The sequence below is a fragment of the Brevibacterium spongiae genome (assembly GCF_026168515.1).
In the GTDB taxonomy this organism is placed as follows: domain Bacteria; phylum Actinomycetota; class Actinomycetes; order Actinomycetales; family Brevibacteriaceae; genus Brevibacterium; species Brevibacterium spongiae.
Window position 1 is genome coordinate 3,030,164 of the sequence record NZ_CP093443.1, and the last position, 13,347, is coordinate 3,043,510.

9 protein-coding genes are annotated in these 13,347 nt (G+C 66.5%); 3 read left to right on the forward strand and 6 right to left on the reverse strand.

The features are described 5' to 3' along the window. Positions 1 to 203: 203 nt before the first annotated feature. Together rpsI and rplM are read right to left on the reverse strand one after the other, a co-directional pair. On the reverse strand, positions 204 to 713 hold the full coding sequence (gene rpsI / locus L1F31_RS13645) for a 30S ribosomal protein S9 (protein ID WP_265417822.1): 510 nt from the start codon (positions 711 to 713) through the stop codon (positions 204 to 206). Positions 714 to 745: 32 nt separating this feature from the next. After that, positions 746 to 1,189: a 50S ribosomal protein L13 gene (gene rplM / locus L1F31_RS13650; protein ID WP_265417823.1), complete on the reverse strand. Its 444-nt coding sequence runs from the start codon at positions 1,187 to 1,189 to the stop codon at positions 746 to 748. A 268-nt stretch (positions 1,190 to 1,457) separates the two neighbouring features. Here rplM and L1F31_RS13655 point away from each other — a divergent pair, with 268 nt between their 5' ends. Continuing rightward, positions 1,458 to 4,061: a hypothetical protein gene (locus tag L1F31_RS13655; RefSeq protein WP_265417824.1), complete on the forward strand. Its 2,604-nt coding sequence runs from the start codon at positions 1,458 to 1,460 to the stop codon at positions 4,059 to 4,061. Beyond that, positions 4,058 to 6,307: a hypothetical protein gene (locus L1F31_RS13660; RefSeq protein ID WP_265417825.1), complete on the forward strand. Its 2,250-nt coding sequence runs from the start codon at positions 4,058 to 4,060 to the stop codon at positions 6,305 to 6,307. Before L1F31_RS13655 ends, L1F31_RS13660 begins: the two co-directional genes overlap by 4 nt. 528 nt (positions 6,308 to 6,835) lie before the next feature. Here L1F31_RS13660 and L1F31_RS13665 read toward each other — a convergent pair. The 3 genes from L1F31_RS13665 to L1F31_RS13675 form a co-directional block, all read right to left on the reverse strand. Beyond that, a complete protein-coding gene (locus tag L1F31_RS13665) occupies positions 6,836 to 9,484 on the reverse strand; it encodes a 5'-nucleotidase C-terminal domain-containing protein (protein ID WP_265417826.1) in 2,649 nt (882 codons plus the stop codon). A 185-nt stretch (positions 9,485 to 9,669) separates the two neighbouring features. Then, positions 9,670 to 10,524, reverse strand: coding sequence for a tRNA pseudouridine(38-40) synthase TruA (truA, locus tag L1F31_RS13670; protein ID WP_265417827.1), 855 nt, complete (start codon positions 10,522 to 10,524; stop codon positions 9,670 to 9,672). Further along, a complete protein-coding gene (locus tag L1F31_RS13675; RefSeq protein ID WP_265417828.1) occupies positions 10,521 to 11,189 on the reverse strand; it encodes a LemA family protein in 669 nt (222 codons plus the stop codon). The genes truA and L1F31_RS13675 overlap by 4 nt, the downstream gene beginning before the upstream one ends. Before the next feature lie 361 nt (positions 11,190 to 11,550). On the opposite strand from L1F31_RS13675, the gene L1F31_RS13680 reads away from it, so the two are divergent. Then, complete coding sequence (locus tag L1F31_RS13680) at positions 11,551 to 12,732, forward strand: glycosyltransferase family 4 protein (RefSeq protein ID WP_488153987.1); 1,182 nt, start codon at positions 11,551 to 11,553, stop codon at positions 12,730 to 12,732. Between the two features lie 25 nt (positions 12,733 to 12,757). On the opposite strand, the gene L1F31_RS13685 is transcribed toward L1F31_RS13680, so the two are convergent. Further along, positions 12,758 to 13,327, reverse strand: a complete 570-nt coding sequence (locus L1F31_RS13685; protein WP_265417830.1) for a cysteine hydrolase family protein — start codon at positions 13,325 to 13,327, stop codon at positions 12,758 to 12,760. Positions 13,328 to 13,347: the final 20 nt, after the last annotated feature.

The following is a 13,347-nucleotide window of genomic DNA, read 5'->3' on the forward strand; positions in this document are numbered from 1 at the left end:
CGTGACCGTGACCGCCGCGCTCACCGCGGCGGCCGAGCACCACCGCAGTCACCGTGGTGACGGTCGGCTTCGCCCCGGATATGAGAAATGCGGCCCCGAACCAGGTTCGGGGCCGCATTCCAAAGTTCGTCGAACTGAACTGTCGATACTGTCGATGACTGCGACTCAGTGGCAGACCAGTCGCAGCTTCTCGAACAGGTCGATCAGCGCTTCGAGAACTGAGGTGCCTTACGGGCCTTCTTGAGACCGGCCTTCTTGCGCTCAGGAACGCGAGCGTCACGGCTGAGGTATCCGGCCTTCTTCAGCTCGGCGCGGTTGGATTCCGCGTCGATCTGGTTGAGCGAACGAGCCACGCCCAGGCGGACGGCGCCGGCCTGGCCGGAGGGTCCACCGCCGGAGATCCGGACGATGACGTCGAAACGTCCGCCCAGGTCCAGCAGGGTGAAGGGCTCGTTGACGAGCTGCTGGTGCAGCTTGTTCGGGAAGTACTCTTCGAGAGTACGTCCGTTGATCGTCCACTCGCCGGTGCCGGGGACGAGGCGCACACGAGCAATTGCCTGCTTGCGGCGTCCGACTCCGTTGCCGGGAGCGGTCAGGGACTGTCCACGTCCGCCAGCGGTGCTTTCGCCCAGGCCGGCAGATGCGGGAGTCTCGGAAGTGTATTCGGTGATCTCTTCGTCGACAGTTTCTGTCGCGTTGGTGGTATCAGCCACGGTTCTCCTCGGGATGTCTAGAGCTCAGGCGCTTACTGCGCGACCTGGCTGAGTTCGTACGGCTGCGGATTCTGAGCGGCGTGCGGGTGCTCGGCACCTGCATAGACCTTCAGCTTCTGCATCTGGGCACGTCCGAGACGAGTCTTCGGGACCATACCGGCGACAGCCTTTTCGACTGCACGCTCGGGGTGAGTGGCGAGGAGCTCGGCGTAGTTCACGCTCTTGAGGCCACCCGGGTATCCGGAGTGGCGGTAGGCGCGCTTCTTCTCGAGCTTCGCACCAGTCAGCGCGACCTTGTCGGCGTTGATGATGATGACGAAGTCACCGGTGTCGGTGTTCGGGGTGAACGTGGTCTTGTGCTTGCCGCGCAGGAGGCGTGCAACCTGCGAAGCAAGGCGACCGAGCACCTGATCAGTGGCGTCAATGACGTGCCACTGGTGCTCAGTGTCACCGGGCTTAGCTGTATACGTACGCAAAAGTAGCCTTCTTTTCGTATCTTGTTCAGTGCAGCGCCGGATCCTCATCGAGTCGTGAGTCCGATGGGTCTCAAGCGCTGGTTGTCTTCAATCGGGTGAACCTATCGACGCATTCCCCTCACCTACGGGCCTGCAACGCATGAGGCTATGTAAGGGAGTGCGACAAGCACACACAACGACAATCAAATATACATGGCGACGGGCCCGAGGAGCAAACGCTCAGAGCGGTCTCAGACCCAGCCGAAACCTGAGCCGATACTATTGATCTGTGCCGACTCATTCCAGCCAGCCTCTCCGACTTCCCGCATCGAGAATCCTCATGCTGGGTCTGCTGGTCGGGCTCCTGACGGTCGGCCTCCTCGCGACAGGACTCGGACTCAGCGCCGCCTCAGCGCAGGCGTCGACCGAAGGCACCACCACGGCAGGGAGCACATCCTCGGCGGAGGGGAGCGCCTCGGTGCAGCCATCGGCCGACTCAACGACCACAACCTCCGACGACCGCTCACGGGCACCCGACGGGAAGACCATCGTCTTCGGCATACCGGGCCTGACCATCAACGATATCGACCGCGAGCGCACACCGAACCTCTACCGGCTGCTCTCCGACGGTGCGGCCGCGAACCTCAATGTGCGCACGATCGGCGCTGCCACATGCCCCGCCTCAGGGTGGCTGTCCTTCGGTGCGGGTGCCCGCGCGCAGGCCGGACCCATCCCCGACGCCGAGGCGGCCGATGAGCAGGACACGGCCCGGTGCCCGAATATGATCGCGCCGAGCACAGACCTCGAACAGGATTCGCTCGACTCCGATGACGGAGCCGCCGACCCGATCCGCGAAGGCGAAGAGACCGGCGAGGGAACCGGCGACGAGCCCGGGAAGAGTGACCAACCTCATGCCCAGAAATCTGTGGCCGGGGCGACCACGGCACGAATCGAGGACTTCGACGCGGTCAAGGACCCGAATATCGGCTCCGGCTACACCGTCGACTACGGGATGCTCGCCCGCATCGTCGCCGACCAGGGCAAGGTCGTGCCCGCGGGCACGTCCGCCGGCAGCGTCGATTCGATCCTCGAACCCTGTGTGGCCGCCGAAGGACCCGGTGCCGCCTATGCGGCCGCCGATGAGAACGGGGTCGTGACGAACTACGCGGAGAACGCGAACTCCACCGACTGCCGCCTCGATCTCGTCGACCTCGGCGCGATCGGCATCCGGTCCTGGCTGTTCGACCCGATCCCGAACTACTCCTATACGGTGCCGCCGGACTTCGACCGGGAGACCCGCGTCGCCGAGGCGGATCGCCGCCTCGGCGACAGGCTCGAAGCGATCGAGGACAACGCGAAGGACGGTGCCGCCGAGCCGACGATCATCGTCGCGGGCCTCGGCGACAGCTCCGGGCTGCCGCAGCTGCGGGCCTTCATCGCCTCCGGTCCCGGCTTCTCCCCCGGCTCCCTGTCCTCGGCGACGACCCGCACAGAGGGCCTGCTGCAGATCACGGACCTGGCCCCGGGCATCCTCGACTCCCTCGGCATCGACTCGCCGGCCGCCGTCGGCCTCACCCAGACGGCCACCGATGATGATCCGCAGCAGCGCATCGACGATCTCGTCGCAGTGGCACAGAAGTCGACGACGATCCACCAGCATCTGGCGACGTTCTCGATCACCCTCGACATCATCTTCTATTCCCTGTTCATCCTCTGCGGGCTGCTGCTGAGCCGGTCGATCCTCGCTCGCCGAGGCGGCACTGCGGCACCGCGCATCCACCGTGGGCTCGGCTGGGTGTCGTTGGGCGTCGCGGCTCTGCCGATGGGTGCGTTCCTCGCCGGGCTCATCCCCTGGTCGCGGATGGACCGGCCTGATCTGGGGCTGCTGCTCTCGGTCCTCGGCACCGCTGCCGCACTGTTCGTCCTGGCGCTCATCCCGCCATGGGGCCGGAGCTGGCGGGGCCGGGTCGCGGCTCTGTCCGGGGCGAATCTGCTCATCATCGGCATCGACCTGGCGACCGGCTCGCATCTGCAGGCGAACTCGCTGCTCGGCTACAACCCGATCGTCGGCGGCCGCTACTACGGTCTGGGCAATCAGGGTGCCGCGATCTTCATCGTCAGCCTCTTCATCTTCTTGGGCCTTTTGATCTCGTGGCTGCGGGGCCGCGGTCACCGACGTGCGGTCATCATCGCGCCGATCGTCATCGGCCTCCTCGCCGTGTTCGTCTCCGGCAATCCGTCGTGGGGCGCGAAGTTCGGCGGCACGATCGCCATCCTCGCCGGGCTCATGGTCCTGCTGGCGCTGCTGACGAAGATCCGCCTGTCCCTGCTGCGCCTCGGGCTCATCGGCGCGGCGTCCCTGGCCGTGCTCATCGGCATCGCGTTCCTCGACTGGCTGCGCCCCGCCGGCTCACGTTCGCACTTCGGCACCTTCTTCGACCAGATCGTCTCGGGTGAGGCCCTGCAGGTGATCGGCCGGAAGCTCGGCGCGAACCTGCACATCATCCAGGTCAACCCTGCCTTGGCCATCGTCACCCCGCTCGCGGTGATCGCCGTCCTCATCTTCCTCCGCTATCTCGCTCACTTCCCGCGGTTCTCCTCCACCGGGACCGGCCGGACCGCACGCCTGGTGGACAGGTGGGGCGGCAGACTGCCGCAGGTCTTCACCGATTCCGATCTCCACTTCGGGTTCCTCGCCGCCGTCACCGGCCTCGGCGTCGGGCTCGTACTCACGGATTCCGGTGTCGCCGTGCCCTCGACCGGTGCGATGGTGCTGCTGCCGTATCTGCTGGCGCTGAGCGCCGACGACGTCGAGAAGTCCGGTGCCCACGCCGCCACGGTCACGAGCACTGGCACTGCGACCGATGACGGCACCGAGGAGGTCCGCCCATGAGGCCGTCCGTTCCCTCCTCGACCGCTCGAGTTCTGCTCGCCGCCCTGGCGATCGCGCTCGTCTTCCTCGCACTCCCCCAGACCGGCCAGACCGGTCCTGCGGCAGCCACCGAACGCTCGACGTCGACGGACGGCGGGGCCGCCTCGGCGAGTGCCGGATCTGGCACCGACGACAAGGCCACGTCGGAGGATTCGAGCACGGCCGCCTCGGCGAATCAGGGCGCCGATCCCGAAGGTCAGGGGGCCGTCTCGATCAGCGTCTCCGGATTCAGCTTCGAAGACCTCGACCCGCGCACGACCCCCAACCTGTGGGTGATGATGAAGGGCGGGCAGATCGGGACGATCACCCCGCGCAGCGTGCGCTCGACGAGCTGCCCGGTCGACGGCTGGCTGGGGCTGGGATCCGGGCGGCGTGCCGCCGACGAACCCCGCGACCAGTGCCGCGAACCGGCCCCTCCCCTCGACGGGTGGGTCGCTGACTGGGACGTGTACGCTCAGGTCGCTCGCGGTGACAACTACGATGCCTCCCTCGGTGCCCTCGCCGAGGCGGTCCCCGACATCCGCTCCTTCGGTGACGGTGCCGCGATCGCCGCCGCCACCCCGTCCGGCCGCGTCGAGAACTGGTCGCCTGTCGGCTCCGACCTCGGCACGGACGTGGCGAAGGCCGCGGGAGACGGCGAGCTCACCCTCGTCGATCTCGGCAACACCGCCGCCGACGGATACTCGCTGCGCAAGCTCGACGCCGAGGTCGGGGACATCCTCGAAGCGACCGGCTGGATGAGTGCGGACCGACCGAACCGCCTCGGCGAGGGGACAGTGCCTGTGGTGTTCTCCTCGATCGCCGACGGCACGCACGACGGGTCGTCGATGCAGGCGACGATGATGGTCCGTCCCGGTCAGTCGGCTGGGCTGCTCACGTCGTCGTCGACCCGGCAGCCGGGGCTCGTGCAGGTACCCGATCTCGCGCCCACCCTCGTATCGCTGACCAGTGCCGAGGAGATGGACAACGCGGCCGGTGCGCCGATGACGGTCGGCTCGACGGGAACTGATTGGAAAGCGCGCTATCAGGCGGTGCTCGACCGGCAGGTGGCGGTGAAGACGCAGAACGACCTGTCGACGTGGTTCTTCCCCGTCGTCGCCGTGCTCATGGTCGGGCTCCTCGCCTGCGCGTGGTTCCTGCGGAAGAACCATCGTGACCTCGTCCATTCCGGGGCGTACCGCCTCGGCGTGATGTTTGCGGCGATGCCGATCTCGACGTACCTGGTCAACACTGTGCCGTGGGAGCGGGCGACGAACCCGGACATCGCGATGCTCGGGGCGCTGGCCGGATGGTCGCTGCTGCTCGGGGTGGCGGCGCTGCTCGGACCCTGGCGCAGGCACAAATTCGGGCCGGTCCTCTTCGTCTCGACCATCACCGTCGGTGTGCTCGCCTATGACGTCGTCACCGGTTCTCAGCTGCAGATGTCGACGCTGCTGGGTGAGCCGCTGCTCATCGCCTCGAGGTTCTACGGGATCGGGAACTCGGCGCTGGCGCTCTACTGCTGTGCGCTGCTGTTGGCGGTCGCCGGATTCGCGTCCCTGGTGACGAAGCCGCTGCACCGGATCCTCATCGTCACGGTGCCGGTGCTCGTGTCCTGTGTCATCCTCGCCGCACCGGGACTGGGCACGAAGTTCGGGTCGGTGCCGACGCTCATCGTCGGCGTGGCCTACCTCGTGCTGGCCGCCGCGAGCATCCGCTTCTCCCTCAAGCGCCTGGGACTGACCGTGGGCATCGCCGGCTTCGTCATGCTTGCCGTGCTGTTCCTCGACTGGCTGCGCCCGGCCGATCAGCGCACACACTTCGGACGATTCTTCGATTCGATCATCAGCGGCCAGGCGCTGAGCGTGCTCGCCCGCAAGATCGGGATGAACATCGACATCCTCACCCAATCGTGGATGACTCTTGTGCTGCCGCTCATCATCATCGGCGTCTTCTGGATGGCGCTCAATCCCACGCGGTTCCGGCTGCGCGGGCTTCTCGACACCTACCGCCGGATCCCGCTGCTGCGTGCGGCGATGATCAGCCTGGCGATCCTGCTGGGAGTCGGCACTGTCATCAACGACTCGGGCATCGTCGTGCCGGCCGTCGGCATCCTCTTCCTCGTCCCGATCCTCGTGCACCTCGAGACGTTCCACGCCAGCCTGCCGCGCGTGCCCGAACGGGACGGCGACGGCTCGACCGACTCCCACGGCATCCCTCACCCTTAGCCGCAGCACCTACCGTTCGCCGCACAACCCCGCCGGAGCGGCAATACACCCCGGTGCAACGGTGCGCTAAGCCGCTGCCAGGGGGATCTAGAGCTATTGGTGGCGGATGCCCACTAGCTGATGCTGACGGCGCTGGCCCCGCCGACGCCCGCAGCATCCCTCACCGTTAGCGACGGCACCTACCGTTCGCCGCACAACCCCGCCGGAGCGGCAATACACCCCGGTGCAACGGTGCGTTAAGCCGCTGCCAGGGGGATCTAGAGCTATTGGTGGCGGATGCCCACTAGCTGATGCTGACGGCGCTGGCCCCGCCGACGCCCGCAGCATCCCTCACCGTTAGCGACGGCACCTACCGTTCGCCGCACAACCCCGCGGGAGCGGCAATACACCCCGGTGCAACGGTGCGCTAAGCGGCTAACCGTGAGGGATGCTGGAGCCGCGAAGCGGTGTGAACGGCACGACAAACGACTGTGGGGCCGGAGAGAAGTTCTCTCCGGCCCCGCAGTCGTGTTTCAGCGTGGCGTCGGTTCAGGTGGGTAGCTTGCGGCGGCGAACCAACGTGATCGCGGTGCCGCCGGCGACGATGAGCGCAAGAGCAGCTGCGACGATGTTGAAGGTCTCGAAGCCGGTGCGCGGCAGGTCGCCGCCGTCCTTCGACCCGTTCGCATCCGATCCGGACCCGTCGGCAGACCCGCCGTCGGCGGAGGCGTTCGCGCCATCGGCGTTGCCGCCGTCGGCCGAAGCGTTCGCTCCGTCGGCATCCGACGAACCGTCCGAACCGCCGGCTGCGCTGTCTCCGCCATCGGCATTGCCGCCGTCAGCGGCGCCACCATCAGCGTTGCCGCCATCAGCCGAGCCATCGGCTGAACCGTCGTCACCGGCCGAAGCATTCGCATCGTCGACGACCGAGGCAGTGGCTTCGAACTCGTGCGCCAGCGGCAGCGGGTTGTCATCCCACCACGGGCCGTCGGCATTGGCCTGCAGACTGGTCTTGACGGTCACCTCACCTGAGGCATCCTTCGGAGCGGTCACGGTCACGGGAGTCTCGGACTCCCCAGCCGGGATCGAGTCGAGAGAGATCGTCTTCGCTGCATCCGCCTCTGCCTCGGCCCGCGGTGCATCGACCTCGGGGGCGTCAGCGGAAGCCGACTGCGACGACGACTTCCCGGCCGCCTCGGCGGTGTAGCCGTCCGGCAGATCGACGGTGACGTCGATCGGTCCGGCGACCTCGGACTTCGCGTTCGTCTTGAGGACGAAGTCGGCGCTCTCACCAGGCTTGATCGCTTTCGGCCCGGTCAGCTCCGCGGTCAGGTCACCGTTGTCGATGACGTCCTTGGCCGCATCGGCCTGGCGTTCGTTCTTGTCGGGGGTGACATCCTTGCCTTCGGCCTGGTGCTTATTGAAGTAGTTCTCCCAGGTCTCGAAGTCGGTCAGCCCCGACTGCTCGAAGTCGCCCTTGGCGAAGGAGGTGAAGTTGTCACCACCGGCGGCGAGGAAGCTCAGCGTCGCCACCCGATAGTCCTTCTTCGGATCGATCGTCTCACCGTCGACCTTGACCGACTCCACGTGCTCGCCCTTGTCGGCATCGGAGTCGTAGACGACGTCGAGGTCATCGGAGATCCCCAGGTGCAGGAACGGACGCGACGCACCATCGGGCTGCCACTGCTCCTCGAAGAGACCGATGACATCCTCACCCTTCATCGTCACGACTCCGTGGTCGTTCGCGAACGGCAGCACGCCGTTGAGTTCGGCGACGGTGACTTCGCATTTCTCCTCGGTGTTGTAGATCTCGTCGCACAGCAGATCCGTGCGCAGACCACCGGGGTTCGTGATGCCGAAGTCGGCCTCTTCCAGCTGGGTCTCTTCGACGCCTTCCTTCAGAGCATCCGCGACGAGGTTGCCCAACGTGGACTCGGCACCGCGGTCTTCCTTGCCGTCCTTCGATGCGCGCGTGATGTCCTCGCTGATCGTCCCGGAGACCTCGGAGCCGAGTTCCTTCGCCTTGTCCTCGGCATCGCTGACGATGCCGGCGACCTTGTCGACGACCTCGGAGTCGTAGCTCTTGTCCTTGGTCTCGATGAGGTCGATGCCACTGGCCTGCCAGTCAAGGTTGCCGTCGACCTCCATGGTCACCTGCCCGACGTATTCGCCGTAGCTGCCGGCCTCGATGACGGGACGGGTGCGGTCGGGTTCTCCGGGCACCGGGGCTTCGAATGCATACGGCAGCTGGGTGTGGCCGGTGAACATGGCATCGACCGAGGCGTCGGCCTCGGTGACGAGCTTCTTGAACTCGGCGTTCGAGGCTTCCGCATCCTCGAGGCTCTCCGTCGAAGACGCGCCGAGGTGCGCCTCGACGACCGTCATATCCGGTCGTTCGTCTTCGGGCAGCTCTTCGATGTCCTCGGCGACGCGGTTGACCGCGTCGGTGGGATCGCCGAAGTCGACGTCGGCGATGCCGTCCGGAGAGACGAGCGAGGCGGTGTCCTTCGTGACGACGCCGATGACGGCGATCTTGACCCCTGCGACCTCGACGACGGAGTATTCGTCGAGTCCGTCGACGACGTTCTCCGTTCCCTTGTCATAGACGTTGGCAGCCGAGTACGCAAAGTCGGCTTCGTCGCTCACACGTCCGGTGAGATCGTCGAGGCCATTGTCGAATTCGTGGTTCCCCACGGCCGAGGCCTGGACGCCGATCGCATTGAGCACATCGAGCGTGGGCGTGTCGTTCTGCGACGAGGAGGTGTAAGTCGACGCTCCGATGTTGTCACCGGTCGACAGCACCGCGGTGCCAGCATTGTCGCCGCCGGTGCCGAACTTCGCCCGCTCATCCTCGACGACCGAGGCGACCTGAGTGCCTGCCTCGGAGATGCGTCCGTGGAAGTCGGTGATGTTGAGCAGTTGGACTTTGGTCCCCTCGGGCGCGAACTGTGCATCGCTGCCGGAGTCCGGTTCGTCGCCTGCGGCATCGCCCGACGACGCGGACCGGCTGCCGGCTGACGAGTCGTTCGACGCTTCGTCGGGGTCGGCGGGAGCAGATTCTCTCGGCGATGTGGCGCTGTCTTCGGCTGAGTTTCCGTTACCCAGGGACGGTGCCGCGACGACCGGCGCGAGTCCCGGCAGCGTCAGCATCGACACTGCGGCACCGGTGGCCAGCACTTTGGTCACAAGTTTCGACATGTATTCAGTTCCTTCGATCATCGAGTCAGGCGCACATCAACCGTGCTGGTGGGGATGAAGACGGATTCCATCCTGCAGTGCCAATGCGAACTGTGAGTTACCTCAACGTGAATCTACACAGGATTCTCACACCTGGGAAGAGGTGTTCTCTCATATTGACGACATCGGTCGTCCGTGTCAGGCGCTCACTCCTGGTCGCGGCGAGCCATGGTCTGCGCGGCTCGGGCGGCGTAGTCCTCCGGGGCCGGGTACCCGACTTCGGTGAGGACGAGGCCCTCGGCGGGCGTGACGAACATGGGCACGTCCGGGGTCAGCCCAGCGTCCGCCTCGGCGATGAGCTCCGCGGGACGAGTCACGTCCCAGCTGCCGGAACCGACCTTGATCAGACCGCCGACCAAGGCCCGGACCATATGGTGGCAGAAGGCGTCGGCGCGCAGGTCGATGGTGATCACCGCTTCCTGGTCGCGGGCGACGTGCAGCTCGTGGAGAGTGCGGATCGTCGTCGCGCCGGCGCGCGGTTTGCAGAAGGGCAGGAAGTCGTGGAGTCCCTGGACTTCCGCGGCGGCTTCGGCCATGGCTTCGACGTCGAGTTCGCCTTTGTGCCGGGGAGTGACCGGCGTGAGCAGCGGGTCGATGAATGACCGGTTGTCGGCAAGTCGGTACTGGTAGGAGCGCCACAAAGCGGAGAACCGGGCGTCGAAGTCCTCGGGCACCTCGGTCACGGCGTGGATGACGATGTCGAAGAACTCACCGGCAGCGAGGACTCCGCGCAGACGAGAGAGCAGAGCCGCCTCGGCGGACCGATTCGACCGCCCGACGAGCTTGCCGATCGCTTCCTCGTCCACGTCGATGTGGATGACCTGTCGGCGGGCGTGGACACCGGCATCGGTGCGGCCGGCCACGACTGTGGTCACATCGGTGCCGGTCACGCGGGCGAGTCCGGATTCGACGGCGGCCTGGACGGTGCGCAGTCCCGGCTGCTTCGCCCAGCCGTGGAAGTCCGTGCCGCGGTAGCCGAGATCGATGCGGAAGCGGGTCACGAAGCCGTCCCCGCCGAGGCTGCGCCCGCCGAAGCCGTCCCCGCCGAGGATGACCCCGCCGTGGCGCGGCCGGGTGAAGTGTCTGCGCTGTCGCCGTCGACGGCGGATTCGGTGAAGGGTTCGCGTGCCTTGAAGACGCGCGTGAACAGGCGGGAGATCGGGCGTCGGCGCTGCCGGTGATAGCGGTCGACGTTCGTATTGTAGAAGCGGGAGGCGGTGAGGATCCGCTCGGTGAGCACCTGCAGCTGGTCGTGCAGAAGCTGGACCGTCGTGTCGATCTCCTCGTTGACCGCTGCCTGCTGGGTGCGCGCGAATTCCGAGGTCGCGACTCTCTCCGCGCGTGCTGCGGGTGTCCGGGCCGCATCGCTGATCGCCTCGGTGAGGGCGTTCTCGGCGGCGGCGCCTCGATGGTCGAAAGGTGCCCGTTCCGCGGAGGCGAGCGCGAGTTCGAGCCTGGACAGATCGTGCCCGGCAACCTGATTCAGGGTGCCGATATAGGCGGGCACGAGCGCGTGACGAGCCCGGATCTCGCCGATGAGCTGGCGTTTGGCCTCATCGCAGACCGACCGGGCCATCGACAGCTGGTTGAAGCGCAGCACGGTGAAGACGACGAAGACGATGACGAGGGCTGCGATCAGGCAGCCGCCGACGATGAACCAGACCACTGCCGCTCCCCTCGTTCGTTCTGTGCCGCTGTTGGTGCTTATGCCGCTGTTGTCACTGCTGGTGCTGCGGGCACGTCGCATCGCATTGCGAATCGCTTCGCCCGAGGCTTAAGTTTACGCGGGGTTCAGACTCGTCGCGAACAGGCCACCATCCGGATACCGGGGGCCACCGTCTAGACACCGGGGCCATCGTTTGGATACCGGAGACCCCCTCAGGCACGGCGAATCGGCCCGGCGTCTTACGGAGCAGCCCACCGCGGCACGGCCCGCAGACAAGGGTTCCGGCGATTTCGGCCAGAAGTCGCCGCGGCGTCGCCTTCGGGTCATGCGTTGGTCACCGAGGCGGATTTAGCTGGAAGCCGTGAGAGTAGCGATCATTGCAGAATCCTTCCTCCCCAACATGAATGGGGTCACCCACTCACTCCTGCGGGTCCTCGACCATCTGGCCGACCGAGGCGACGAAGTTCTCGTCATCGCCCCGGGCACCCGCAGAGACGGACCGAAGGAGGTCGCCGGCGCCCGTGTCGTTCGGGTTCCCTCGATCGCCTTGCCGAAGTACCGCCGCATCCGAGTCGCGCCAGGCGGCGTCACCCGCATCCGCCGCCTGCTGCAGCGCTTCGCCCCTGACGTCGTCCACCTGGCCAGCCCGTTCGTCCTCGGCTGGCGCGGGGTACTCGCCGCCCAGGCGCTCAACCTGCCGACCGTCGCGATCTACCAGACCGAGGTCCCCGCCTACGCCGCCCGGTACGGCATGCACGGCATCGAGGCCATGCTGTGGAACCACGTCCGCAACATCCACCAGCATTCCTCCTTGACTCTTGCTCCGTCGAGCTACACGATCGATCAGCTGGAGAATCTCGGAGTCGCCGAGGTGGCCCTGTGGGCCCGTGGGGTCGATTCCTCCCGCTTCGACCCAGGCCACCGATCCGAGGTGTGGCGACGGTCCGTGGCCCCGAACGGTGAGAAGATCATCGGGTTCGTCGGCCGTCTGGCAGCAGAGAAGCAGGTCGAGGACCTGGCGGTGCTCAACGATGTGCCCGGTGCCAAGGTGGTCATCGTCGGTGACGGACCGTGGCGGACCCGGCTGGAGCGGACGCTGCCCGGTGCCCACTTCACCGGCTTCCTCGGAGGAGAGGCTCTGGCGCAGGCTGTCGCGAGTTTCGACCTCATGGTCGCCCCGGGCGAGCTCGAGACCTTCTGCCAGACGATCCAAGAGGCGATGGCCTCCGAAGTTCCCGTCATCGCCCCTGCCCGAGGCGGCCCACTCGACCTCGTCGACTCCTCGCGCACCGGATGGCTCTACACTCCGAAGGACCTCGGAGCCATGCGCAGCCATGTCATCGACCTGCTCGGTGATGAGGCGAAACGTCGGGCCTTCGGGGTGGCCGGGCGCGAGCAGGTGCTGTCCCGTTCGTGGAAGAGCGTGTGCTCACAGCTCGTGGGCCACTACTCAAGGGCGATCGAGAATCCTGCGCCGCAGGTGCTCGGCCGCGGGTTCAGCTCGATGGTCAACTCCGGGCTGGAGAACACGCTGCCGTACTGACGTGAACGCGCTCTGCGGGCATGCGTCAGCTGAGGCTCGCAGTCCAGTCGTCGACGGTGAGCACCTTCGCCTGCATCGGGAACACCTTCTCGGTGAGGACTCGGTGGACTTCCGGGTCACGGTCGGCGCAGGCGTCGGTGAGCACGGTGAGTTCGAAGTCGAGGTCGGCGGCCTGCCGCAGCGTGGAGAGCACGACTCCGCTGGTCGCCACCCCGGCCAAGACGAGTGACTGTGCCCCATACCCGCGCAGCAGCACCTCGAGGTCGCTGCCGGTGAAGGCGCTGATCCGGCGTTTGGTCACGATCGGTTCGCCATGCTGTCGGTTGAGAGTCTCGTGGATGCTCGTCGACGCATGGGATTCGTCGAGATCCCCGTGTGCGGCGATCCGTGCGAACGAGGCGGTTTCCGCCAATTCGGGCTGGCCTTCGCGCAGCGCCACCCGCACCCACACGACGGGAACGTTCTTCTGCCGCGCCGCAGCCACGGCATCTCGGGCACGCTCAAGGACACCACTGGAGGCGAAGGCCTCGCCCCCGGCGATGCCGTTCTGGAAGTCCATGGCCAACAGGACGGTTCGATCGGCTCCAGTCATCATGTCTCCTTCGTTTCGAGGGG

What these genes read in the sequence shown, in the direction of transcription:
- L1F31_RS13665 (WP_265417826.1), bottom strand. Translation starts at nt 9,484, where the DNA reads ATGTCGAAACTTGTGACCAAAGTGCTGGCCACCGGTGCCGCAGTGTCG.
- L1F31_RS13660 (WP_265417825.1), top strand. Translation starts at nt 4,058, where the DNA reads ATGAGGCCGTCCGTTCCCTCCTCGACCGCTCGAGTTCTGCTCGCCGCC.
- L1F31_RS13685 (WP_265417830.1), bottom strand. Translation starts at nt 13,327, where the DNA reads ATGATGACTGGAGCCGATCGAACCGTCCTGTTGGCCATGGACTTCCAG.